Below are 23,865 nucleotides of genomic sequence, written 5' to 3' on the forward strand. Positions count from 1 at the left end.
CACCTCTTTCATGTTCCTAAAGAATAAACTTATCTTGAAGTCCAGTCCTGCACAAGCTGGTAAATATGATGACTGAGCTTATCTGTATCATGCCTCAGATAGGTCTTGAATAATACCAGCTTGTCAGCAATAACCTTATACCCGTTGCCATCCACGATGTCACGGTCAAGCTGTACCGGACGGGCACCCTTTTCAGCATACTTGACCTGAACCTGTTCGGGTATCTCCCCGTCGTTCACGATCACATAATCGAATAAATGCAATCCAACATGATCATAAACAGCTTGAAGGTGGTCACTGACGGTATAGTTGTCCGTTTCTCCGGGCTGGGTCATCACGTTGCAGACAAAAATTTTGATCGCATCCGAGGCTACAATGGCCTCCGCCAGCTTAGGTACAAGCAGATTGGGCAGGATACTCGTATACAGGCTGCCCGGGCCGCACAGGATGGCGTCGGCATTGCGGATCGCCTCCAAGGCCTCTGGCAGCGGCTCAACATCCTCCGGCTCCAGGAAGACCCGTCTGATGACACCGCGGGCTTCCGGAATCTTGGACTCCCCAGTGATAATAGAGCCGTCGGCCATCTCGGCATGCAGCACTACAGCTTCACCAGCAGCAGGCAGCACCCGGCCGCGCACGGCGAATAACCGGCTAAGCTCCCGGACTGCAGTAACGAAATCGCCGGAGATATCCGTAAGCGCCGCCAAAATAAGATTCCCCAGGCTGTGCCCGGCTAACCCTTCACCGCTGCTGAAACGGTATCTCATGATCTGGGCCATAAGCGGTTCTACATCAGCCATTGCTGTCAGTACATTGCGGATATCACCGGGGGGCGGCATTTGCAGTTCACTGCGCAGTATGCCGGAACTTCCCCCGTCATCCGCTACAGTTACTATCGCTGTAATATCAAGCGGCTTTTCCTTCAAACCGCGAAGCATAACAGACAACCCCGTACCCCCGCCCATGACGACAATACGCGGACGCTGTCCTTGTTCTTCAGCCACTATTGATCCCTTCTCTCTTAATGCCGGTCACGCTCGGAATCCCGGTGGCTGACTGCTACCGATTCCGTCTCGCTAACCCCCAGCATTTTGCCCAAATATTCGGAGATGGCCACAGAGCGGTGTTTGCCGCCTGTGCAGCCAATGCCGATAATAATCTGGGACTTGCCTTCTTTCCGGTATTGCGGAATGAGGAAATGAAGCATATCCAGCAATTTAGTCAGAAATACCTGTGTTTCCGGCCATTTCATGACATAATCATAAACCTCGCTGTCCTGGCCCGTCTTAGGCCGCAGCTGATCCACGTAATGCGGATTAGGCAAAAAGCGGACATCAAACACGAGGTCTGCGTCGATCGGAATCCCATATTTGAAGCCAAACGAGGTGATGTTGACGGAAAGCATGCTTTTGCCCAAATGGGAAAAGCGCGATACGATCCTTTCCTTCAGCTGAACCGGCTTCATGCTGCTGGTATCCAAACACAAGGTGGCTGAATTCTTCAGCTCCTCCAGCATTTGGCGTTCCAGACGGATGCCGTCAAGCGGCATGCCTTTGGGTGCCAGCGGATGATGCCGCCGGCTCTCTTTGTAACGCTGTACCAGTACGGAATCCGTTGCATCCAGGAACAGAATTTCGAAGGCGATCGTAGATTCATCCTTGATATAGGCTAGCGATTCCGACAAAGCTGTGAAAAACTCTCTGCCGCGCAAATCGATAACCAGCGCTACCTTGGCGATTTTCCCCTTCGACTGCTCAATCAGCTCGGCGAATTTGGGAATCAGCACCGGCGGCAAATTATCCACACAGAAGAATCCAAGATCTTCCAGGCTCTGTACAGCAATTGTCTTGCCTGCACCTGACATGCCCGTAATAATAATCAGGGTGGCTCCACCGGGCGGTGATTGTTCCAATTCGGTCATCGAAGCGCCCCCTCCCTATCCAAAGTATATGAATAATTCCCGCTGCTTAAGAACGCAGCAAAAGACCTGCGGCACCAATAATACCCGCATCATTCCCCAGCTCGGCAGGCACGATGGTCACACCGGTCTGCAGTGGGGCCGGAGCCAGCTTGGCGAACACGCGGCGGACCTCGTCAAAGAGAATGTCTCCGGCTTTGGAGACACCGCCGCCAACGATAAACACTTCGGGATTCAGCACTGCTGCAACAGCAGCCATGGATTTGCCCAAATAGAAGGCAGCACGGTTCACAATCCGCAGAGCCACTTCGTCTCCGGCCTTCGCTGCATCAAATACCTCTTTGGCTGCGATCTTCTCTACCACGGACAGCGAAGTGCGGTCGCCGCGGCTTACAGCATCTTTAGCCATGCGGATAATACCCGTAGCAGAGGAAACCGTTTCCAAGCAGCCCATATTGCCGCAGCCGCATTGAATAGCTTCCAGGTCAGGCACTACAGAAATATGCCCAAGCTCGCCTGCAAGTCCTGCAAACCCTTGATACACCTTGCCGTTAATAATGATCCCGCCGCCGACACCGGTGCCCAGCGTGTAGCACACACAGTTCTCCACACCGCGTCCTGCGCCGCTCCAGGCCTCGCCCAGTGCAGCCACATTGGCGTCATTGTCTATTTTGACTGGCTTGTTCAAACGACCTTCCAGAATGGACCGGATCGGCACATCTCTAAAACCTATGTTAGGCGCAAGGATGATAATTCCTTCACGAATATTCGTAAACCCGGCCAGGCCCGCTCCTACACCGGCAAGCTGATCCCAAGAATACGGGGAGTCCTCCACAATCTGACGCACATACTTTTCGATATTATCGATGACGGCATCGACGCCATCCGCAGTCCCCGTAGGCCCCTCATAGGTATGCAGCAGGTTCCCTTCGGCATTGCAGATTCCAACCTTAATCGTGGTTCCACCTAAGTCAACGCCAACGTAGATACTTTCAGACATGTAACAAGCCACCTTTTTCTATGCTAAAATAGTTAATCCTACGTACCCACTATAATAGAAGGTACCCCTGCGGTCAAGGAAAGGCGGCACACCCGGCTATATAAGGCGGCTGGTATTTTTTTATGCAAAAAGAAACGGCTTGACCGTCCTCCAAAAGAGGCAGCTTCCGTTTCTCCAGATGTATGAAATTTACGCTATTCCGACAAAATCCGTTTTTGTCCCTCCAGTGCGCGGATCGGTGCGATATTCTGGGTGAATTCAAGCGTGCCCATGTATTGTCCCGCTTCATCACGGACAGCGAAATAACGGATGTAGATAAATTTATCTTTGATGGCAATCCAGAAATCCTCAGCATCCTTGCGGCCTGCCTTGAAATCCGCCAATAGCTTCTCTACCACATGCACGCTTTGCGGCGGATGGCAGTTCTGCACGGTGCGTCCAATGACCGCCTTGGTGCGGGCAAAAATACGCTCTTTACCATGCGAGAAGTAGCGGACTACGTCATTTTCGTCAATAAACGTCAGGTCGACCGGCAAATGGTTCAGCACCGTTTCCAGCTGATGCAGTGACAACAAGCCCGTCTCGAAGCGGATAAAGCCCTGAGGAGCCACTCCTCCCTCTTGCGCTGGCGCTGCGGCACCCTCCGGCTCTGCAACACGCTCAGGAATCCATTCGCGCTCCGGTGCAGCCAGGCAGAAGCCGATTTCATCGCTTTCGCGGGCGATTTTGACCCATTCATCCTCAGTCAGCTTATCGAGCGCCATCGGCAGCAGGATATTCTCTTCTTTAAAGATCATTTCATTGACTTCCTGAATAATGTTCGCCAGCAGAGCACCAAGTTCCTCGGCCTCCCCGTTATAAGAACCAAGCGCGGCTTTTGCCTGCTTGATCATACTGCGGATACCATCATCCACTCCCCACATCACCTTGGTAGGCCCATAGATGCCGTACTTCTCAAGGTAGGGAAACAGCAGATTCTCTTTGCGGCTGTAGTGCTTGTCGAGATCGAGCAGCAGGCTCAGATCCTCCAGCAGCTTGAACTTCATCTCTTCCGTGCCGCTTCTTAGGAATTTATCAGTATGAAGCTGAAGGCGGAAGTTCACAAGACGTTCAATCTCGCGGTTCTCCAGCTTGAAGGTATGCACGGGATGCCCCGGCTGTTCCTCCGGTTTATTGGAACGGTGAATCTCCTGGATGGACCCTTTGAAAATGGCCGTGTGCACAGAGCACAGTCGCTGCACCTCCTCTACAGGAATCCCCTCTTCTGTCATCAGTGAATGCTCCATGGCCGAGATTTCCGCGACTGTAACATCACCTACCGCTTCTGCAAAACGTGCTTTGACTTCCTCCACGCTTTTTCCGGCATGCAGCTCCTTGATTATTTCCCTAAGCATGGCTTGGCGGCGTGTCTGCTCGGGAACATCCACTTCCCGGTTATTAATCAGTTCGCTCATTGTATTCTCTCCTCTATTGAATAATCTCGAAGCCATGGCGCTGAAAAGCTTGCCGGACGGTTTCGCGATCCATTTTTTTCATTGTGATTCCTTTGGACAGGGTCATGAACCGGCCTGCCGTCTGCAGCATGCCTGGCTTGGTGATATCGCGGAACCCCAGCTCCACCATAATATCTACGACCTCCGGATAACGGCTGACCAGCTCAAATATGGACTCATCCATGTTAAGGCTTTTGCTCATTGCGCTCTCCTCCTGCAGCTTAACCCCGGGCTAATTGATAACCTTTCTCAACACCAGCTTAGCATAGGGTACAGGGAAGGATTGTGATTGCAATCACAAAATTACAAACTTAATTAAGCTGACAAACAATTGGTTTGCCACGTGGATACGGAATGAAACATCTATAGAAAAAAGCTGCCTCCTCCGCATGTTACAGCGTCGGAAACAGCCTCTCGGAACGGTTGTTGCAGGTTACAGCATTCTGCTTAGCCTGGACGAATTGCGGATATCGTGCGAGATCCGCATGCTGCAGAATTTCGGGCCGCACATCGAGCAGAAATGCGCTGTCTTGGCGCCTTCCGCCGGAAGCGTCTCATCATGGTACTCCAGCGCACGTTCCGGGTCCAGCGACAAGTGGAACTGGTCACGCCACCGGAACTCGAACCGCGCCTTGGAGAGTGCGTTGTCCCGGTCCTGTGCGCCCGGATGTCCCTTGGCCAAATCAGCGGCATGTGCAGCGATTTTGTAGGTAATGACACCTTCGCGCACATCGTTCTTGTTCGGTAGGCCCAGATGCTCCTTCGGGGTAACATAGCAGAGCATCGCTGTCCCGAACCAGCCGATCATAGCCGCACCAATTGCCGATGTAATATGGTCATAGCCGGGGGCAATATCCGTAGTCAGCGGACCGAGGGTGTAAAAAGGGGCTTCCTGGCAAAGCTCCAGCTGCTTATCCATATTCTCCTTGATCTTGTGCATCGGCACATGGCCTGGACCTTCCACCATCACCTGAACATCATGCTTCCAGGCCAGCGCCGTCAGCTCTCCAAGCGTTTCTAGCTCAGCAAATTGAGCCTCGTCATTGGCATCGGCGATGGAGCCCGGGCGTAGCCCGTCTCCCAGGGAAAAGGCCACATCATAAGTTTTCATAATCTCGCAAATATCCTCAAAATGTGTATATAAAAAGTTCTCCTGATCATGGGCAAGGCACCAGGCCGCCATAATGGAACCGCCCCGTGAGACAATTCCGGTCATTCTGCCAGCGGTAAGCGGAATATAGCGCTTCAGCACCCCGGCATGAATGGTGAAGTAATCCACACCTTGCTCCGCCTGTTCAATAAGTGTGTCGCGGTACAGCTCCCAGGTCAAATCCTCAGCTATTCCTTTTACCTTCTCCAGAGCCTGGTAGATGGGCACTGTGCCGATTGGAACCGGCGAGTTGCGGATAATCCATTCGCGGGTGGCATGGATTTTTGCGCCGGTGGAGAGGTCCATAATCGTATCGGCCCCCCAGCGCGTTGCCCACCTCATCTTCTCCACTTCCTCTTCAATGGAAGAAGACACGGCGGAATTCCCAATGTTCGCATTGATCTTGACCAGGAAATTACGCCCGATGATCATCGGTTCACTCTCGGGATGGTTGAGATTGGACGGGATAATGGCCCGGCCTGCCGCGACCTCGTCCCTTACGAATTCAGGCCGGGTATTCTCACGGATGGCGATATACTCCATTTCCGGTGTAATGATCCCCTGCCGCGCATAGTGGAGCTGGGTGACATTGCGGCCCTCACGCGCTCTTAACGGGCGCCGCTGCAAGCCGGAAAAACCTTCTGCCGGCGATCCGTCCGCAGTCCTGCCGTTATCTCCGGGCTGCACAGCTCTCCCGGCGTATTCTTCCGAATCTCCGCGTTCCGCAATCCAGCATAAGCGGTGCGGCGGGAGACCCTTGCGGATATCGGTCTCTTGTCCGGCGTCAGTATAAATCCCGCTGGTATCATACACGCGCAGTGGCGCATTATCCGCCTCTCCCGCCACGCCCTCGGTCCGGCTGAGAGAGATTTCACGCATCGGTACCTGAATGTCCGGGCGTGAGCCCTCTACATATACCTTGCGGCTCGCGGGGAATCCTGAAAGATTAACCTCTTCCTTCTTTACTGAATCTGACATTCTTATCTCCTCCTTTGTGCTCTATGAGCAATGTGCAGATAAGATAATCACGCAGCAGGCAGAAACGGCTGCCCCGTCCTTGGATAAGGAAGGTACCGTTTCAGCGAGAATTAAAAGGATAATTCATAGCACAAAGCCTATAAATTCTTATAATTCAAAAAGCCGCTCCACCTGGAGCGGCTTTATTCAGGAACAGCCAAAAGAAGGCTGCGCTAAAAAAGGTCCGACTCCACTTTCCTACGCTGGTATGATCCAGATCAGGTTCAAGGGTCCGGGAATCACTTATCCCGTCTCAGCCTATTCAGGCTCCCCTAGTGGGTATCTTATCTAATTAAATACAATTTACATGGAGTGGTATTTTGTGTCAATAAAAAATTTTGCTGACTGAACGCCTCCGTTACTTATCCAGCGTTTCGCTCCAGTCATGCACCATCGAGCCTTCCAGATATTTCTCGGCATCCATGGCGGCCATGCAGCCGGTCCCGGCAGCCGAGATCGCCTGGCGGTAACGGGTATCCTGCACATCGCCGCAAGCAAACACGCCCGGAATATTGGTTTCTGTGGTTCCCGGTTTCACCACGATATAGCCGTTGGCATCGGTAGTGATCTGGCCGCCCAGGAAGGCCGTGTTCGGTGTGTGGCCGATAGCGACAAATACGCCGTCCGCCTCCACAAGCTCTTCAGCTCCCGTCTCATTGTTGCGGACCTTCAGTCCCTTCACCCCGGTATCTCCGACAGCGACTTCTAGCGGGGTGCGGTTCAGTGCCCAGGCGACCTTGCTGTTCTCCCGCGCACGGTCCTGCATGATCTTCGAAGCGCGCAGCTCCGGACGGCGGTGGACCAGGGTCACACTGGAAGCGAACCGCGTCAGGAAGCTTGCTTCCTCCATGGCGGAGTCGCCGCCGCCAACCACTACAATCTTTTTGCCGCGGAAGAAGAACCCGTCGCAGGTTGCACAGGTGCTGACCCCGCGTCCGACATTATCCTGCTCTCCCGGGATGCCCAGGTACCTCGCCGAAGCTCCGGTCGAAATAATTACGGACTCTGCTTCCAGCACACCCATGCCATCCACGGTTATCTTAAATGGGCGCTGCGAGAAGTCCACAGCTTCCACCCAGCCATTCTTAAATTGAGCCCCGAAGCGCTCTGCCTGCTTACGCATATTATCCATCAAATCCGGACCCAGGATGCCGTCAGGAAAACCAGGGAAGTTCTCTACCTCTGTCGTTGTAGTCAATTGTCCTCCCGGCTGCAAGCCTTCAATGACAAGGGGGCTGAGATTGGCACGTGCCAGGTAAATCGCGGCAGTCAGTCCTGCCGGGCCTGTTCCGATTACAATTGTTTTGTACATGAGTATATCCTCCTTAGGGTCAGATATTTTCCGTAAAAGGCGGCAAAATGTCCGCTGCCGCCCCGTCCTGCGGGAACCCGCATACTTGATGAATACGCCGCGCGTACCGGCTTACCATAGAGACCGAAACGCCGTAGCGCTGGGCAGCCTCACGATAGGTAAGCGGATGGCTATGCAGCTTGGCGGTCAAATATTCCAGAGCCGCACACCAGCCTTCAGTATGCCTAAACAAGGGAACATCCGGGTAGAGGCGGCTGATGAACTGCTTCCAGAGAAGCTCGGCATCCTTCTTCAGCACGGCATCATATCGCCGTTCCATCACGGCAGCCGTATGATCAATAACCCGCTGCCAGTCCTCTTTCCATTCCGGTAGCCCTTTATGGCCTGGCACGCCCGGCTCTTGAACAGCCCTCTGGATGGTGCTCTCCTCCGGAGCGCCACCGATCAGGCGCTGCAGCCCGAGAAGTGCAGTCTCCTGCAGCGGCTCCTGCTCAGAAATCCCCTTCAGCACCTCGGACATTTCATCGTCCCCGATCCAGCGGAGCGCCTCTGTCACCTGAAGCTTCGTACTTGAATCACCGTAACGCAGCGCCCAGAAGAACGAAGCACGCAGCAGCGGATTATTCCGCACCTCTTCAGAGAAGCTGTCCATGTTGTTCTTCCACTGCTTGAGCTGTTCCTGAAAAGGCAGCTGATAATTATAGCTTACCGGAGGCAGCGGCCGGCCCTCGGCCTGGGCCAGCTGAAGCTGGGACAGGAAAAACTTCGGTACTACTGATTCCGGGTCCAGCTTAGCGGCCAGCTGCCAGCAGCGTACCGCCTCACTCACAAATCCGCTGTTGCTTGCCGCCGCTGCACAGTAATGGTACAAGCTCGCATCGCCACCGACCTCTTCATCCTTCAGCAGGCGGCGGAAGTGCCCGTAGGCCGTTTTGTGCTTGCCCAGAATCCCCATCGTCGTAGCCATTTTGAATACATGCTCCTGGTGAAAAGGCACAGTGGCTTCCAGCATGCGCACCAGCCCATCCAGCTGTTCCCGATCGCCTGCATACTGCAGGAAAATAGCCATGTTGCACAATGCATGCAGGTTGCCCGGGTCCTGGGCGAGCACTTCGCCAAGGCATTCCTTGGCTTTGGCAAAGCGGCCCATATAGAAATAGGCAAGAGCCAGATTGTTATGCGCCGCCAGAAAATCGGGGATGTTCTGTACAATTTCTTCCAGCAGCGCGACCGCTTGCGGAAACTTCCCTTCCTCGAGCAGGCTCCGGGCTCTGTCATGCTCCACGACACCTTCCCGGCTGCGGATCCGGACCAGCGGAGCCGGACGGTTCAGCTCATATTGCAGCAGTTCCATCAGCTCTTCGGACTCGGCAATGAACTCTCCGTTCGCATCTTCCTGAAGATAGGTGACCAGACTGCGCTCGGCCTCTTCAAAGCTTTCCATATTTGCATAGTTATTAGCCATATAGAAGTGGCATTCCGTCATAGAGGGATCAATTTCCTCCAGAACATGGGTTAAGATGTCGTTGGATGCCTCATATTTCCCCATCTCGGATAATATACCCGCCATATTGCAATGATTCACCGGGTTTTCCGGTTCATATTCAACAGCTTTGCGAAAATTCTTCAATGCCTTATCATATTGAAAGCGGTCCAATGACCGTACGGCTCTTTCAAAGAAAAAATTGGCATCCAGAGTAACGGGAATCACGTTTCGATTCTCCACGTCATTCTCTGAAGTTCTCTCAATCATGGAAGCAAGGCACCTCCCTTTGTAAGCTTCCTTATCCTCACGAAAAATAGGAGAGCGGCGGCAAATCTCTGCCCTGGCTCCCATTTAAGTGCCGTCGATACCATTTATGGTCCGACTGTCTCCACACAGTATACCACAGGTGACAGGGGGATTCTCAAGCTCGGAAGGGAGTCTCCAGGAGGTAAAAGCTTGAAAAAGCCATCTCTGCCCACCCGGCACGATAGATTCACCCGCCCGCTTTTTGTCTTTTCAGAACAAAACGGATACGCCGTCCTTGTCTGAATAGATTTCAGCTTAGCGTTGCCAGGAGAACTTTTTGAATTCTTCGGGAATTTCAAGTGGAAAAAAGTTAACTAATTCTGCTGGTTTGGCTCCTAACAGAGTAATATCGCCTAATTAAGCTTCCTTTTTCCACTTCATTCTTACAATTGTTGATTGGTGGGAGAAATAAGTTCCCTTTTTCCAACTAGCACGGCTCACCTGCTTTTTCGCAAGCGCCAGTTGGAAAAAGGCAATCGAATCCGGCTAATTTCCACCCGTTTGAGTGAATTCGCTGAATTCGCACATACTTATCCCCAACTTTATACACACTTTATCCACAATAAAGAGAAATCATAATTTCCTAAACAAAAAAAAGACGCAGGAACCTAAATTCCCGCGTCTCTGAACAGCTTGTCAATGGAACCGCCTTCGATAATAATGCGTGTGGCTTCAGCCAGCATAGGTGCTACGGAGAGCACGGTGAAACGGCTGGAATGATCATCCGGCAGCGCAATAGAGTCGGTAACGACAATCTCATCTATATTGGGGTGTACCATACGGCTCAAGGCGTCTCCGGAAAAAAGACCATGGGTGGCACAAACGATGCTGTTCTTGGCCCCCCGCTCCTTCAGGCCTTCCACTACATTCACAATCGTCGTTCCCGTATCGATCAGATCCTCAATGATGATCGGCGTCCGTCCTTCTACATCACCAATCACATGCGTAATCACCGATTCGTTGTGGGCCGGACGCTTCTTGATCATAATGGCAAACGGCGAATCCAGACGGCTGGCCAGCTTCTCCGCCATAGAGGCGCGGCCCGCATCTGGTGACACAACCACCAGGTCGGATAAGCCCTTCACCTTCAGATATCCACTGATCAGATCAAGCGCCGTCAAGTGATCTACCGGTATGTTGAAAAAGCCTTGAATCGCCGCCGCATGCAGGTCAATCGTAATCACACGGGTGGCTCCTGCGGTCGTAAGCACATCAGCCACCATCTTCGCCGAAATCGGCTCGCGCGGTGCAGATTTCCGCTCCTGCCGGGCGTAGCCGTAATAAGGCACAATAATATTAACCGTTCTAGCCGATGCGCGTTTGGCGGCATCGATCATGACCAGCAGCTCTACGAATAGTTCATTAATGGGATGCGCGAGGGATTGCACCAAAAATACGTCACAGTTCCGGATGCTCTCTTCGTAATGCACATAAATCTCGCCGCTCTTGAAGCGGGTCAGCTTAATCTGGCCCAGCGGGGCACCCAGACGCTCCGCAATATCTGCGGCCAGCTTCGGATTCGACGAACCGGAAAAAATACGCAACTGATGATGATGCATAGTACCCTCCTGGGGATCAAAATTTATAGTTCAAACGGAACGAGCGTACGGACACGCCCCTCAAACACAGCCAGCTTGCGGAAGCCTGTGCGCCACAGCAGGCTCCGCGCTTCCTGCAAGCCGTCTCCCAGCTTCAGGGGATCATGGGCGTCAGAGCCAAGGGTGAGCGGGATGCCCAGCTCCAGCGCCTGCTGGAGCACATGCCCCGAGGGGAACATCTCCGCGCACGGCTTGGTAAGTCCGGAAGCGTTAAGCTCCATCGCTATGCCGCTGCCGGCTATTGCCTTCAGCGCTTCATGCTCCAGCGCCCGCACCTCGGCCTTGCCCTCCGGTGTCTGTGGACCGTAGCCAAACCGTTTGATAACATCCATATGTCCTATAATATCATATAATCCCGATAACGCCGACTTCCGCACCGCATCATAATACCGGCGGTAGACCTCCATCACATCCCGGCCTTCCCAGCCCCCGGTTTGGCGAAAGTCCGTGATGTCCCATTCTCCGAGAAAATGCACCGATCCGATCAGATAATCCCACGGATACGGTGACAAAAGCTCGCGGATCTGCTCCTCATACCCTTCGATATAATCGGCTTCCAGCCCGACACGCAGCTCAATTCTTCCGCGATAGCGTTCCTTCAGGTTCAAACATTCCTCGACGTAACGGGGAAGCTCCGACAGCGGCATAGCCATCTCAGGATAGTAGCTCTCCGAGTCCACATGGATAAGCGGCAGATGGTCTGACAGTCCGAGCTGCTCCAGCCCCAATTCAATCCCCCGCTGAACGTATTCTTCCAGTGTTCCTACCGCGTGGCCGCAGCGTTCATGGTGGGTATGATAATCAATACGCATGTAGAAGGCTCCTTCCTAATCGCGGCGGGGCCGTTCATGGCGGGCGCTCAGCTCATCCATAATCTCATCCAGCGGCAGCTTGCGCTCCTGCAGCAGCACCAGCAGATGATAGATCAGGTCGCTGACCTCGAGGCGCAGCTCGGCATTATCTTTATTTTTGGCAGCGATGATCGTTTCGGAAGCTTCTTCGCCTACCTTCTTAAGAATCTTGTCAACGCCCTTGTCGAACAGGTATGTGGTATATGCCCCTTCGGGCCGCTCCGCTTCCCGCTCGGCAATCACCTGTTCCAGTTCGCCCAGAACCGCAAACCGCTCACTGTCGTTCAGCCCTTGCCGGGCAGAGACTGCTTCTTGGCCTCCCTTAACTCCTTTCGCTGCTGCAGGATTGCTCAGCGGAAGCTCACGGAAGAAACAGGAGGTTTCTCCTGTATGGCATGCCGGCCCTTCCGGTATCACCTTTACCAGCAGCGTGTCGCTGTCGCAGTCATAATGAATCGAGGTGATGGCCTGGGTATTGCCCGAGGTCCCTCCCTTATGCCACAGCTCGCTGCGCGAACGGCTCCAGAACCAGGTCTGTCCGCTCTCCAGCGAGAGCTGCAGCGATTCTTTGTTCATGTAGGCAAACATTAAGACTTCCAGACTTTCCGCATCCTGCACTACGGCAGGCAGCAGTCCGGCTTCATTCCAGCGGATGCCCTCTAGTACATCTTGCTGGCTTAGCGCTTTGTTTTGTTCGGCTTCGCTCATCGGATCTCTACCCCTTTTTGCTTCAGATCTGCTTTTAAATCATGAATGGCAATCTCTTTATAGTGAAAAATCGTCGCTGCCAGTCCCGCATCGGCTTTGCCTTCGGTAAATACATCATAAAAATGCTCCATCTTCCCTGCTCCCCCGGAGGCAATTACAGGAATAGTGAGCAGGTCACTGACCGCAGCAGTCAGCTTCAGATCGAAGCCATCCTTGGTGCCGTCCGCATCCATGCTGGTCAGCAGAATCTCGCCCGCTCCCAGCTTCTCGGCTTCCTTGGCCCAGGCCAGCGCACGGATTCCCGTAGGCTTGCGTCCGCCGTGCGTGTATACTTCCCATTCGCCCCAAGCCTCATTATATTTGGCATCCATCGCCACTACAATGCACTGGGCGCCGAAACGGCGCGCTCCCTCAAGAATGAGCTGCGGATTGTTGACCGCTGCGGTATTGATGCCGATTTTGTCCGCACCGGCACGCAGGATGCGCTTCATATCCTCCGGTGTGGAGATCCCTCCGCCTACCGTGAACGGAATGGCGATTTCACCGGCGGTCTGCCGCACAACTTCCACCATCGTAGCCCGGCCTTCAACAGAAGCGGAAATATCGAGAAACACAAGCTCATCTGCGCCCTCCCGGTCATACAGTGCCGCCAGCTCCACCGGATCCCCGGCATCGCGCAGATTCACAAAATTCACGCCTTTGACTACCCGCCCGTCCTTCACATCCAGACAGGGAATGATGCGTTTGGCTAACATGAAATAACCCCTTTCCGTAGTTTTCGAGCGAAAACCTGTTTCGATCCAACCATTTCCCCTAAGGGATTTCGATCCCCCTAAATCCCCCTTAGCCAAGGGGGACCCCAAGGGCCCCGGCCCTCTGGACACCTGGATGGCTGGCGTGGGCAGGGGTTGTGCGCTCCCGGGCGACTATAGGGCTAGAAAACGCTAAGTGGTTTTAGTTGGATTTTGTACACCTAATTCATGCAAATTCATCCCACACGGCCGCTTTCAGCCTAATTAGTGGTACTTTTTCCAACATAGGCTACTCCATAAACCGAATGAGCGCGATTAGTGAACCTTTTTCCCACTAAGGATGACTGCTCTGTTCATAAACTTGTTTAAAATTCAATCTCATAGAGATCAAAAACAAGTACAAACCCAAATATAACCCCAAAAACCACCTACGTGTTCCACGTTTTGGCCCCTGGCGGGACGGCGGCCTCGCACCACCTGCGGAAAGATAAAGGTAGGCTTGACCGCACCTGTGTGAGCATTAAACCAACTTTAACTTCGGCTTGAGCGTCAACCTCAACATTGACTGCAACTTTTACAGCAGAAGAGCTCTAAATCGGCCGAAAAATCGTATCCATCGAACTCTGCTATACAGTTGAATCGGGCCAAATGTGCACTTTTACCAGAATTCCGGAAATCAGCTGTACAGAATGCAGCAGATGGTGATTTAACGCATGATAATGAGCTTTCTATTGCAGAAAGTGCAATCATTTCATAAGTGCCAATAGTCAACCAACATGACCTAGAGCTCTAACTGCATAACGTACAATTATTTACTCGGCTTTTAGGTGTTCCAGTAGTTTAAATGTATTTCGTACAACTAAATTTCGGCAATCTCCCGCATATGGCCTAGCCATCTATTTATAGCTGTACGAAATGCAATTAAAGTTCCTTTTAGACCTTTTCAACTGAAATTAAATGTACGAATTACAATTAAGATTCTCACAAATCCAGAAGGTAAGAGAACACAAGCAGCTCCTGAGTATATTCGGAGGATTCATGCGAGTAAGTGAACACCGCTGCACTCCAGAGCCCTATAGCTTCTGCCTACTTGCTGTCCAGCGCCTGAAGCGCCTCAGCCAGATCAATATTGCCGGTGTACAGCGCTTTGCCGACTATCGCTCCGCCGATACCGCTGCCGCTATGAACGCTCAGACGCAGCAGGTCGTCCAGACTCGTTACACCGCCTGAAGCAATAACGGTTTTGCCGCTGGTGGCAGCCATGGACAGGATACCCTCGATGTTGGGTCCCTGCATCATGCCGTCGCGTGAGATGTCGGTGTAGATGAACGTCTCAGCCCCTTTGGCGGCCAGCTCCTTGGCCAGGTCCTCCGCACGCACCTCGGAGGTGTTCAGCCAGCCGTGAGTAGCTACATATCCACCCCGGGCATCGATGCCGATTGCAACCTTGTCACCGTATTTGGCGAGCACAGCCTCTGTGAACGCGTGGTCGTTGATCGCCGCAGTGCCAATAATGACCCGGCTCACGCCGAGACCCAGCAGTTTCTCGACATCCGCAAGCGTACGGAGTCCTCCGCCTACCTGCACAGGGACGCCTGCGTTTTTGGCAATTGCCCCGATGATGGCATCATTCACCGGATGTCCGGCTTTGGCCCCGTCCAAATCGACGAGATGAATAAATTTCCCGCCCTGCTCTTCCCACGATTTGGCCACGCTCACCGGGCTGTCGTTGTAAATGGTTTCCTGATTGTAGTCACCCTGCTGCAGTCTGACGCATTTTCCATCCCGGATATCAATTGCCGGATATACGATAAAAGAAGACATGTGGCGCTCCCACTTTCGTTACAATATAGTTATACAAAGAGTGAACCTAAGAATCTATCCCCGTGAATCGATGAACCCCTGTAATAACAGGGGATTCGCCGGTTCGGCGTGATCCAATTCTTAAGTTCAGCTTATATATAGCGGGCTACGCCCGCGTGCCCTTCAGCTTCAAAAAATTGCCCAGCAGCTTCATCCCCAGCTCCCCGCTCTTCTCCGGGTGAAACTGCATACCGAATACATTCTCCCGGCCTACAATAGCCGTAACCGGATGCCCGTAATCTGTGACAGCAAGCAGATCGCTCTGCTGTGCCATGATGGCATGGAAAGAGTGGACAAAATACACATGTCCTGCTTCAAGCCCTGAGAACAGAGGACTCTGCGGCTGCAGAAAGTCCAGCTTGTTCCAGCCCATATGCGGCACTTTATAGCCCTCACGGGGCGCAAAACGCACTACCGAGCCAGGCAGAAGATCCAGTCCTTCGTGGGTGCCGTACTCCTCGCCGCTGCTGAACAGCAGCTGCATGCCGAGGCATATCCCCAAAAGCGGCTGGCCTGAAGCTGCGGCCTTTTGGACCACAGCATCCAGCCCACTCTCCCGCAGATGCTCCATCGCATCGCCAAACGCACCGACTCCCGGCAGAATGACGCTATCGGCAGCCAGAATCTCCCCGGCCTCACCCGTCACAAGACTTTTATACCCGAGTCGTTCCACCGCCTTGCTGACACTATGCAGATTGCCCATGCCGTAATCGACGATTGCAACAGTCATCTACAGCACTCCCTTCGTGGAAGGCACACCCTTCACGCGCGGGTCAATCAGTGTGGCTTCGTCCAGCGCCCGTCCCAGCGCCTTGAATATCGCTTCGATCATGTGGTGCGTATTCGAGCCGTAGTGTACGATTACGTGCAGCGTAATCCGCGCCTCCAGCGCGAATTTCCACAGAAATTCATGCACCAGCTCCGTTGAAAAACTGCCCACCTGTTGTGAAGGATACGTTGCCCGGTATTCAAAATGCGGCCGGTTGCTGATGTCGATGACCACCTGAGCCAGCGCCTCATCCATAGGGATGAAGACATTGGCGTAGCGTTTGATGCCTTTTTTGTCGCCCAGCGCTTCACGGAATGCCTGGCCCAGACAGATGCCGATGTCTTCAACTGTGTGGTGATCATCAATGTCGATGTCGCCCCGCGCCTGCACAGACAGATCAAACTGGCCGTGCTTCGTGAATAAATCCAGCATATGATTCAGAAATGGCACATCCGTCTCCAGCTCCGAGACCCCGCTGCCGTCCACGGCCAGGGAAAGCTTAATATCCGTTTCGTTAGTTTTGCGGCTTAGTCCGGCCTTGCGCACAGCTCCAGCTTCGTTGTTACTTTCCATTTCCGTCTCCACCCTTCGCTTCGTTCTGTAGTCGGATCTCTATTGCCCGCGCATGGCCTTCCAGCCCCTCACGGCGTGCCAGTTCTATAATCGTTGCCCCGTCCTGCAGCAGTGCTTCTTTGCTGTAATAGATCAGGCTGGATTTCTTAATGAAATCATCCACATCCACCGGCGACGAGAACCGCGCTGTGCCGTTGGTCGGAATAATATGATTCGGCCCGGCAAAATAATCCCCCACCGGCTCCGAGCTGTACGGGCCCAGGAAAATAGCTCCGGCGTTCTCGATGCTGCCGAGCAGGCCCATCGGGTCTTCCGTGACAATCTCCAGATGCTCCGGCGCCAGCCGGTTCACCACGGAGATTCCTTCTGCCAGCGATTCCACGACGATAATCGCGCCGTAGTGGTCTACAGAGGCACGCGCGATGGCCTCGCGCGGAAGCTCACTCAGCTGCCGTTCTACTTCGGCAGCGACTGCCTCCGCCAAGCGCTGCGACGGCGTGACCAGGATGGCCGAGGCCATTTCGTCGTGCTCGGCCTGCGAGAGCAGGTCGGCCGCGACGTAGGCGGCCTCGGCGGTATCGTCGGCGAGCACGACGATCTCGCTCGGTCCGGCGATGCTGTCGATGTCGACAGCGCCGTAGACCTCGCGTTTGGCCAGGGCCACGTAGATGTTCCCTGGCCCGCAGATCTTGTCGACCGGCGCGATGGACGCCGTGCCGAACGCCAGTGCGGCGACCGCCTGCGCGCCGCCCACGCGGTAGATCTCGTTCACGCCGGCTTCAGCGGCGGCCACGAGAATGTAAGGATCGATGCCCTCCGTGCCGCCCGTCGACGGCGGAGTGACCATCACGATCTCCGGCACGCCGGCGATCTGGGCCGGAATCACGTTCATCAGCACCGAGGACGGATAGGCTGCCTTGCCGCCGGGAACATAGACGCCCACGCGTTTCAGCGGGCGGATGATCTGGCCGAGGATCGTGCCGTCCGGCTGCAGATCCATCCAGGAATTGCGTTTCTGCCGGGCATGAAACACCCGGATATTGGCTGCGGCCGCGCGGATCGCCGTCACAAAGGATTCCTCCACCCGGCCATACGCCGCCTGGAGCTCCTCCTCCGTCACACGCAGCCCGGCAGCTGTAAGCACAGCACCGTCAAAACGTTCCGTATAGCGGAGCAGTGCGGCATCGCCCTCTTTTTTGATATCGGCCACGATTTGCTTCACAGCCTTGTTTTGCTCCGGCGTTCCGTATTCCACTTCACGCTGAAGCTTAAATTCCTTGCCCGATTGAATCTTCACCGCTGCTTCCCCCTTTTTCGTCCTTAGCGTTGTACTCCGCCCGTTGCCAGTCCCGGCCCGGTGATAACCGCCTGCAGGCGGTCGCACAGCTGCTGAATCTCTTCATTCTTCATCCGGTAGCTTACACGGTTAGCCACAAGCCGGCTTGTAATCTCGAAGATGCTCTTCATCTCCACCAGTCCGTTGTCCTTCAGCGTCTGTCCGGTCTCCACCATATCGACGATGCGGTCGGCAAGGCCGATCAGCGGCGCAAGCTCAATGGAGCCGTTCAGCTTCACAACCTCCACCTGCTGCCCCTGTTCGCGGAAATAGCGCGAAGCCACATTCGGATATTTGGTCGCCACCCGCTGCTGAATGCCCGGCTGCCAGTTCGGCAGGCCGATAATCGACATCCGGCAGCGCGCGATTCCCAAATCGAGCAGCTCGTAGACGTCCCGGTTCTCCTCCAGCAGCACATCCTTGCCGACAATGCCGATATCAGCTACTCCATATTCCACATAAGTCGGCACATCCACCGGCTTGGCCAAGATGAACTCCATTCCCGCATCCGGCAGTGAGATCACCAGCTTGCGCGACTCTTCGCCATCCGGCGGAATCGGCAGTCCCGCCTGGCGGAACAGCTCCGCCGCTTTGTTGTATATCCGTCCTTTCGGCATGGCCACCTTCAATATCTGCGACATGATCATAGACCTCCGTTTCCTTGCCCATTTATAGGTCAAACCTGATATTCTATCCTGAAATAACGATGTCCGATTCTCACGACATTGTTATGGAAGCCTCGAATTTGGCAAAGCCAAATTGAGGGCCTTCCCCGAGATTTCATCGTCTGATTTGCCGCCAAAGGGCGGCATGAATGTCTATCACTTCAGAATGCTGTAGAAACCCTGCTGCTTGGCACGTTCCATCCCGCAGCCTCATTCATCCTCTTCTCAGCCATGCTCGCTGACAAAAGACACAAACGTATAAACCTCCCCGTACCTGTCGCCTTCCGCTTCAACCGTATCCGTGTCCAGACGCTTCACCGTTTTGAGATCGCCGGGCTCTGCCGCCAGACGCGTCACTACCACATGCCCTTCGGCCCGCAGGCGCGCCGCCTCTGCCAGACCTTCTTTGCGCCGAGGAGCGTCATACTGGATCAGAACCGGCAGCTCTTCCTCTTCCGGCACACCGGATACGCCGTCGAGAATACGGTTCGTCTTCAAGGAGAAGCCCGTCGAAGGAACAGGGCGTCCGAACTGCTGCAGCAGATTGTCATAACGGCCGCCGCTGCATACCGGAAATCCGAGCTCCGAAGCGTAGCCCTCGAAGGTCATGCCTGTATAATAGGAGAAGTCGCCAATCATCGTCAGGTCAATCAGCACATGCTGCGAAACCCCGTATGACACCAGCACTTCCCACACCTTGCATAGATGCTCAATAGAGGCCCGGGCCAGCGGATGGCTGCTGAGCTCAAGCGCCTGGCCGCAGATTTCTTTGCCTCCCCGCAGCCGCAGCAGCCCGTCCAGCTCATTCTTCTGCGCCTCGGACAGCTCCAGACGCCGCAGCGTCTCGCGGAACGCCACATAATCACGGTTCAGCAAGTGGCTCTTAAGCTCCTCCTGCGCGTCAGGAAGACCGGCTACCGCCTCCTGGAACAGCCCGTCGAGGAAGCCGACATGCCCCATGGCGATTTTGAAGGACTTCACACCGGCTGCCTGCAGCGAGGAAATCGCCAGCGCCACAACCTCGGCATCCGCCTCCGGTGAATCGTCTCCGACCAGCTCAACCCCGGTTTGAAAAAACTCCGCCTCCCGCCCCGCTTCCTCCTCAATCGCCCGGAACACGTTGGCGTGATAGGACAAGCGGAGCGGCAGCGGCTCGTCTTTTAACAGTGAAGAAACTACACGCGCCACCGGCGCTGTCATCTCAGAGCGCAGCACCAGGGCCTGCCCGCGGTTGTTAAGCAATTTATAGAGTTTCTGGTCCGATGTGGAGCTGGCCACGCCGACCGTATCGTAATATTCCAAAGTGGGCGTAATCACCTGCCGGTACCCCCAGCGGCTCATGCAGTGCAGCACATCATTCTCGATCTTGCGCAGCTTGGCCACTGCACGCGGGAGATAGTCACGCACACCGGCCGGCTTCTCGAATCCCTTGGGTTTGGACATCTTCATTGGTCACCTCGTCAGATATCATCAATAGAATGAAAAATGCTTTACTATGGTAAAGTGGTAGTAAGGTAAAGTAATGGGAATATCGTATCACGGACCATCCCTCTACGTCAATTTAACCTTTAATATAGAATAGCATAAATGCTTACATATAGAGTGAAGTTAAGATTTCTATATAGTGCGCCTCGATTCGCCCAAATATGAACCGCTTACAAAATTGTTCTTTACAAAGTCTTGATCACAGTAGTAAGATACAGACAAAGTTGTATACAAGTACACAAGTCTTTAACAAAAATCTGCTAAGGAGTGAACGGCAATGAAATTGGGCATGATCGGACTGGGCAAGATGGGTTTTAACCTGGCACTGAATCTGCTGAACCATGGGCATGACCTTGTAGTAAGCGATATCAATCCGCAAAGGGGGCAGCAATTGGCCGAACAGGGAGCGCTTCCCGCTTCATCCCTGGAGGATATGGTCACGAAGCTGGTGCCTCCCAGAATTGTCTGGGTCATGGTTCCGGCCGGAGAGATCGTAACAGGAGTTATTGACACTCTTGCCGGGCTGCTTGAAGCAGGCGATATCATCATTGACGGCGGGAATTCCCATTATAAAGAATCCATTGCGCGAGCCGGAAAGCTGCGTGAACGAGGCATTTATTTGTTTGACGCCGGCACATCCGGGGGAACAGAAGGTGCGGAGCATGGTGCTTGTTTTATGGTTGGCGGTAATGCTGAGGTATTCACCGAAATCGAGCCCTTATTCCGTGATCTGGCAGTGGAGCGGGGTTATCTCTACACGGGGGAAAGCGGAAGCGGCCATTTTCTAAAAATGATCCACAACGGCATTGAGTACGGGATGATGCAGGCTATTGCCGAGGGCTTTGAGCTGCTGGAGAAAAGCAGTTTTGACTTTAACTATGAGAATGTCGCACAATTGTGGTCAAATGGCTCTGTGATCCGCGGCTGGCTGATGGAGCTTGCGCAGAATGCTTTTGCCAAAGATCCGAAGCTCTCCGGTATTCGCGGGGTGATGCACAGCTCCGGAGAAGGAAAATGGACCGTTCAAACCGCTCTGGATCTCGAAGCCAGCACACCGGTTATTGCCCTATCGCTTCTGATGCGCTACCGTTCCCTGGAGGATGACACTTTTCATGGCAAGGTTGTTGCCGCCCTCCGCAATGAATTCGGCGGTCACGCCGTGGTGCAGGGGGAACAATAAAGTCAAAACTGCAAGACCAGCTCCGTGCAGGACAAAGGGCATGTTAAACTGATGGAACCGTGAAGACATTGTATGCTAAAATTAGGGGAATGCCAGGTCTTAGCTTACAACTAATCACATAGAGGAGTCGTTTTTCATGCATTATCCTGTTACTTGGCTGCAAGGAGCCTCCCTTGGAGAATCGATTGCCTGTGAACTCAGGCTGCAAATTATAAATGAAAACATAAAACCGGGCGAGGTGCTTTCCGAGAACCGGATTGCTGCCGATTTTGGCACCAGCCGTTCTCCTGTCCGGGAAGCGCTTAAATCCCTGTCCGGCGAGGGGTTGATCCGTCTGGAAAGAATGGGGGCCGTGGTGGTTGGCCTGAATATCAAGGACGTCAAAGAGTTGTATGATGTGCGGTACCTCATTGAGAGTTTTGCCCAGCAAAGACTGGCCGTCAATATACAGGATGCCCTAATCCAGCAGCTTGAACAATCCATCGACAAGATGAAGCTGGCCGTCAAGCATAATGATTATGTGGAGTTTGCGCACCAGGACTTTTCTTTTCACGAAGCCATTGTCACAGAAGCCAATCATACCCGGATTCTTCATTTATGGAACAGCATCCGCTATATTGTGATGACCGTCATTCTGATTACAACAGAAAAGGGCTTCACCCTCGGGGAAGCACGTATGAATTGGGTGGCAGATAAACACCGGACGGTCGTTGAGGCTCTTCGTTCAGGAGATCCTGAGACCATTCACAAGGTGGTTCAGGAGTATTTTGCCGACTCTGGAGAAACGCTGATTCGCAGCCTTCCCTAAGCAATCTTCTTTCAGCAAAGGCCTGCCTTTGTTTCGATTATGTTGTCGACAAGTATACAATAGATCGGTTTATTGAAAGCGCTCAATCTGGTTATCTTAAAAACTTAAGCTATTGGCTGCACGTGAAACCACAAAGGGAGGACCCGTTCACTATGGAAAGTTTATTCGGACTTAGTCATAATGCGACACTGCTCACCTGGACGCTGCTTGTCATTGTTTTTCTGGTTATGCTTATCGCCAGATACAAGTGGAATCCCTTCGTTACGCTGCTTCTCTCCGCCTTGGCCCTTGGTCTGCTTGCAGGGATGGAGTACCCGTCTTTGATTAAGTCCATTACCGGCGGGCTTGGCGGGACACTGGGCACGATCGCGATTGTTATAGGCCTAGGTACGATGCTGGGAAAAATGATGGCCGAATCCGGCGGCGCGGAGCGAATTGCAAATACGCTGGTAGACCGTTTTGGAGAAAAAAGAGTCCATTGGGCTATGATGCTGGTAGGCTTTGTTGTCGGAATCCCGGTATTTTTCGAAGTTGGCTTAATCCTGCTGATCCCTGTAGTCTTTATGGTGGCACGCAAAACAAAAATGCCGCTCCTGCAAATCGGAATCCCGATTCTGGCCGGCTTGTCCACGGTCCACGGCCTTGTTCCGCCCCATCCGGCGCCTATGATTGCCATTGGTGCCTACGGCGCAAACTTGGGTAAAACGATTCTGTATTCCATTATTGTAGGTCTGCCAACAGCCATTATTGCCGGCCCGCTTTTCGGTAAGTTCATAGGCAAACGGATACGTGTGGAGCCTCCCCGGGAGCTGGCTGAGCAATTTGCTGCCAAAAGCGTTCGGGAACTCCCTGGCTTCGGAATTACTCTGTTAACGATCCTATTGCCCGTTATATTGATGCTAATGGGATCAGTTGCTGATATTATAGATCCTGAGGCCTCTAATGCCTTTACGCCTTTCGCCAAATTTATCGGGCATGAGATCATTGCCCTGCTTATCGCTGCCGTTTTTTCCTTTTTCTCGCTGGGTTTTGCACGCGGCTTCAAGAAAGAAGAAATCTCCCGTTTTACAAGTGAATGTCTGGCACCGACAGCTTCCATTATTCTGATCATCGGAGGCGGCGGAGCGTTCAAGCAGGTGTTGATCGACAGTGGAGTCGGCGGAGCCATTGCAGCTCTGGCTACGCAAACCCATGTAAATATTATATTTTTCGCGTGGCTGATTGCTGCTTTGATTCGTGTGGCTACCGGTTCAGCTACTGTAGCCATGACAACTGCTGCCGGCATTGTCGCCCCTGTCCTTGCCGTAACCCCTGGTGTGAACATCGAGCTGGCAGTGCTTGCTACAGGTGCCGGATCTCTGGTGCTGTCCCATGTCAATGATGCCGGCTTCTGGATGATCAAAGAATTTTTCGGCATGTCTGTAGTCCAGACCTTGAAATCATGGACGGTGATGGAGACCATTCTGTCCGTAGTGGGTTTAACCTTCATCATGATTCTCAGCATCTTTGTCTAAAGCACTGCCAATACCTTATACTCTTTACATCTCAAGCATACCGGATAGCGGAACGGGGCGGCTGCAAGTTTACCCGGCCCG

At 53.5% G+C, this 23,865-nt stretch carries 21 protein-coding genes and 1 riboswitch; of the genes, 3 read left to right on the forward strand and 18 right to left on the reverse strand.

Going from position 1 to position 23,865, the window contains the following annotated elements:
* Positions 1-29: 29 nt before the first annotated feature.
* The 18 genes from BLQ82_RS06935 to BLQ82_RS07020 all read right to left on the reverse strand — a co-directional run bounded on the left by BLQ82_RS06935 (position 30) and on the right by BLQ82_RS07020 (position 20,240).
* The gene (locus tag BLQ82_RS06935) at positions 30-965 is read right to left on the reverse strand and encodes a gluconeogenesis factor YvcK family protein (protein WP_167529903.1); all 936 of its coding nucleotides are present in this window, start codon (positions 963-965) and stop codon (positions 30-32) included.
* Between the two features lie 56 nt (positions 966-1,021).
* On the reverse strand, positions 1,022-1,921 hold the full coding sequence (gene rapZ, locus BLQ82_RS06940) for an RNase adapter RapZ (protein ID WP_062523651.1): 900 nt from the start codon (positions 1,919-1,921) through the stop codon (positions 1,022-1,024).
* 46 nt (positions 1,922-1,967) lie between these two features.
* The gene (locus BLQ82_RS06945) at positions 1,968-2,918 is read right to left on the reverse strand and encodes an ROK family glucokinase (RefSeq protein WP_062523652.1); all 951 of its coding nucleotides are present in this window, start codon (positions 2,916-2,918) and stop codon (positions 1,968-1,970) included.
* Between the two features lie 194 nt (positions 2,919-3,112).
* Positions 3,113-4,372 carry a DUF438 domain-containing protein gene (locus BLQ82_RS06950; protein ID WP_062523653.1) on the reverse strand — a complete coding sequence of 420 codons (1,260 nt, stop codon included), beginning with the start codon at positions 4,370-4,372 and terminating at the stop codon, positions 3,113-3,115.
* 13 nt (positions 4,373-4,385) lie between these two features.
* The gene (locus tag BLQ82_RS06955) at positions 4,386-4,613 is read right to left on the reverse strand and encodes a DUF1858 domain-containing protein (protein WP_062523654.1); all 228 of its coding nucleotides are present in this window, start codon (positions 4,611-4,613) and stop codon (positions 4,386-4,388) included.
* 231 nt (positions 4,614-4,844) lie between these two features.
* The gene (gene thiC / locus BLQ82_RS06960; protein ID WP_062523655.1) at positions 4,845-6,539 is read right to left on the reverse strand and encodes a phosphomethylpyrimidine synthase ThiC; all 1,695 of its coding nucleotides are present in this window, start codon (positions 6,537-6,539) and stop codon (positions 4,845-4,847) included.
* A 217-nt stretch (positions 6,540-6,756) separates the two neighbouring features.
* Positions 6,757-6,862: riboswitch (TPP riboswitch) on the reverse strand.
* 74 nt (positions 6,863-6,936) lie between these two features.
* Complete coding sequence (gene trxB / locus BLQ82_RS06965; RefSeq protein WP_062523656.1) at positions 6,937-7,890, reverse strand: thioredoxin-disulfide reductase; 954 nt, start codon at positions 7,888-7,890, stop codon at positions 6,937-6,939.
* A gap of 19 nt (positions 7,891-7,909) precedes the next feature.
* Complete coding sequence (locus BLQ82_RS06970) at positions 7,910-9,643, reverse strand: tetratricopeptide repeat protein (protein ID WP_062523657.1); 1,734 nt, start codon at positions 9,641-9,643, stop codon at positions 7,910-7,912.
* 647 nt (positions 9,644-10,290) lie between these two features.
* On the reverse strand, positions 10,291-11,241 hold the full coding sequence (locus BLQ82_RS06975; RefSeq protein ID WP_062523658.1) for a ribose-phosphate diphosphokinase: 951 nt from the start codon (positions 11,239-11,241) through the stop codon (positions 10,291-10,293).
* 23 nt (positions 11,242-11,264) lie between these two features.
* The gene (gene hisJ / locus BLQ82_RS06980) at positions 11,265-12,092 is read right to left on the reverse strand and encodes a histidinol-phosphatase HisJ (RefSeq protein ID WP_062523659.1); all 828 of its coding nucleotides are present in this window, start codon (positions 12,090-12,092) and stop codon (positions 11,265-11,267) included.
* Positions 12,093-12,107: 15 nt separating this feature from the next.
* Entirely contained in the window at positions 12,108-12,839 is a 732-nt protein-coding gene (gene hisIE, locus BLQ82_RS06985) for a bifunctional phosphoribosyl-AMP cyclohydrolase/phosphoribosyl-ATP diphosphatase HisIE (RefSeq protein ID WP_062523660.1), read from the reverse strand.
* The gene (gene hisF, locus BLQ82_RS06990) at positions 12,836-13,594 is read right to left on the reverse strand and encodes an imidazole glycerol phosphate synthase subunit HisF (protein WP_025707066.1); all 759 of its coding nucleotides are present in this window, start codon (positions 13,592-13,594) and stop codon (positions 12,836-12,838) included. Before hisF ends, hisIE begins: the two co-directional genes overlap by 4 nt.
* A gap of 1,083 nt (positions 13,595-14,677) precedes the next feature.
* Complete coding sequence (hisA, locus tag BLQ82_RS06995; RefSeq protein WP_062523661.1) at positions 14,678-15,415, reverse strand: 1-(5-phosphoribosyl)-5-[(5-phosphoribosylamino)methylideneamino]imidazole-4-carboxamide isomerase; 738 nt, start codon at positions 15,413-15,415, stop codon at positions 14,678-14,680.
* Positions 15,416-15,560: 145 nt separating this feature from the next.
* Positions 15,561-16,184 carry an imidazole glycerol phosphate synthase subunit HisH gene (hisH, locus tag BLQ82_RS07000; RefSeq protein ID WP_062523662.1) on the reverse strand — a complete coding sequence of 208 codons (624 nt, stop codon included), beginning with the start codon at positions 16,182-16,184 and terminating at the stop codon, positions 15,561-15,563.
* Positions 16,185-16,796, reverse strand: coding sequence for an imidazoleglycerol-phosphate dehydratase HisB (gene hisB / locus BLQ82_RS07005; protein ID WP_062523663.1), 612 nt, complete (start codon positions 16,794-16,796; stop codon positions 16,185-16,187). It abuts the gene before it with no gap.
* Positions 16,786-18,093, reverse strand: coding sequence for a histidinol dehydrogenase (gene hisD / locus BLQ82_RS07010; protein ID WP_074647945.1), 1,308 nt, complete (start codon positions 18,091-18,093; stop codon positions 16,786-16,788). Before hisD ends, hisB begins: the two co-directional genes overlap by 11 nt.
* Before the next feature lie 23 nt (positions 18,094-18,116).
* Positions 18,117-18,773: an ATP phosphoribosyltransferase gene (hisG, locus tag BLQ82_RS07015; protein ID WP_062523665.1), complete on the reverse strand. Its 657-nt coding sequence runs from the start codon at positions 18,771-18,773 to the stop codon at positions 18,117-18,119.
* Positions 18,774-19,022: 249 nt separating this feature from the next.
* On the reverse strand, positions 19,023-20,240 hold the full coding sequence (locus tag BLQ82_RS07020; protein ID WP_062523683.1) for an ATP phosphoribosyltransferase regulatory subunit: 1,218 nt from the start codon (positions 20,238-20,240) through the stop codon (positions 19,023-19,025).
* Positions 20,241-20,559: 319 nt separating this feature from the next.
* On the opposite strand from BLQ82_RS07020, the gene gnd reads away from it, so the two are divergent.
* From gnd to BLQ82_RS07035, 3 genes are all read left to right on the forward strand, one after another.
* A complete protein-coding gene (gnd, locus tag BLQ82_RS07025) occupies positions 20,560-21,462 on the forward strand; it encodes a phosphogluconate dehydrogenase (NAD(+)-dependent, decarboxylating) (RefSeq protein ID WP_062523666.1) in 903 nt (300 codons plus the stop codon).
* A 136-nt stretch (positions 21,463-21,598) separates the two neighbouring features.
* Positions 21,599-22,270 (forward strand): GntR family transcriptional regulator, encoded by a 672-nt coding sequence (locus BLQ82_RS07030; protein WP_062523667.1) that lies wholly within the window; start codon positions 21,599-21,601, stop codon positions 22,268-22,270.
* A gap of 152 nt (positions 22,271-22,422) precedes the next feature.
* Positions 22,423-23,784: a GntT/GntP/DsdX family permease gene (locus tag BLQ82_RS07035; RefSeq protein WP_062523668.1), complete on the forward strand. Its 1,362-nt coding sequence runs from the start codon at positions 22,423-22,425 to the stop codon at positions 23,782-23,784.
* Positions 23,785-23,865: the final 81 nt, after the last annotated feature.

The organism is Paenibacillus jilunlii, assembly GCF_900102965.1.
GTDB lineage: Bacteria > Bacillota > Bacilli > Paenibacillales > Paenibacillaceae > Paenibacillus_AQ > Paenibacillus_AQ jilunlii.

Excerpts from the sequence above, each read along its gene's own strand:
- hisG (WP_062523665.1), bottom strand. The coding sequence starts at position 18,773 with ATGTCGCAGATATTGAAGGTGGCCATGCCGAAAGGACGGATATACAAC.
- hisIE (WP_062523660.1), bottom strand. The coding sequence starts at position 12,839 with ATGAGCGAAGCCGAACAAAACAAAGCGCTAAGCCAGCAAGATGTACTA.
- BLQ82_RS06945 (WP_062523652.1), bottom strand. The coding sequence starts at position 2,918 with ATGTCTGAAAGTATCTACGTTGGCGTTGACTTAGGTGGAACCACGATT.
- hisA (WP_062523661.1), bottom strand. The coding sequence starts at position 15,415 with ATGTCTTCTTTTATCGTATATCCGGCAATTGATATCCGGGATGGAAAA.
- hisJ (WP_062523659.1), bottom strand. The coding sequence starts at position 12,092 with ATGCGTATTGATTATCATACCCACCATGAACGCTGCGGCCACGCGGTA.
- rapZ (WP_062523651.1), bottom strand. The coding sequence starts at position 1,921 with ATGACCGAATTGGAACAATCACCGCCCGGTGGAGCCACCCTGATTATT.
- BLQ82_RS06970 (WP_062523657.1), bottom strand. The coding sequence starts at position 9,643 with ATGATTGAGAGAACTTCAGAGAATGACGTGGAGAATCGAAACGTGATT.
- BLQ82_RS06950 (WP_062523653.1), bottom strand. The coding sequence starts at position 4,372 with ATGAGCGAACTGATTAATAACCGGGAAGTGGATGTTCCCGAGCAGACA.
- hisB (WP_062523663.1), bottom strand. The coding sequence starts at position 16,796 with ATGGAAAGTAACAACGAAGCTGGAGCTGTGCGCAAGGCCGGACTAAGC.
- BLQ82_RS07035 (WP_062523668.1), top strand. The coding sequence starts at position 22,423 with ATGGAAAGTTTATTCGGACTTAGTCATAATGCGACACTGCTCACCTGG.
- gnd (WP_062523666.1), top strand. The coding sequence starts at position 20,560 with ATGAAATTGGGCATGATCGGACTGGGCAAGATGGGTTTTAACCTGGCA.
- hisH (WP_062523662.1), bottom strand. The coding sequence starts at position 16,184 with ATGACTGTTGCAATCGTCGATTACGGCATGGGCAATCTGCATAGTGTC.
- hisF (WP_025707066.1), bottom strand. The coding sequence starts at position 13,594 with ATGTTAGCCAAACGCATCATTCCCTGTCTGGATGTGAAGGACGGGCGG.
- BLQ82_RS06955 (WP_062523654.1), bottom strand. The coding sequence starts at position 4,613 with ATGAGCAAAAGCCTTAACATGGATGAGTCCATATTTGAGCTGGTCAGC.
- BLQ82_RS06935 (WP_167529903.1), bottom strand. The coding sequence starts at position 965 with ATGGGCGGGGGTACGGGGTTGTCTGTTATGCTTCGCGGTTTGAAGGAA.
- BLQ82_RS06975 (WP_062523658.1), bottom strand. The coding sequence starts at position 11,241 with ATGCATCATCATCAGTTGCGTATTTTTTCCGGTTCGTCGAATCCGAAG.
- trxB (WP_062523656.1), bottom strand. The coding sequence starts at position 7,890 with ATGTACAAAACAATTGTAATCGGAACAGGCCCGGCAGGACTGACTGCC.
- thiC (WP_062523655.1), bottom strand. The coding sequence starts at position 6,539 with ATGTCAGATTCAGTAAAGAAGGAAGAGGTTAATCTTTCAGGATTCCCC.
- BLQ82_RS07030 (WP_062523667.1), top strand. The coding sequence starts at position 21,599 with ATGCATTATCCTGTTACTTGGCTGCAAGGAGCCTCCCTTGGAGAATCG.
- BLQ82_RS07020 (WP_062523683.1), bottom strand. The coding sequence starts at position 20,240 with ATGTCCAAACCCAAGGGATTCGAGAAGCCGGCCGGTGTGCGTGACTAT.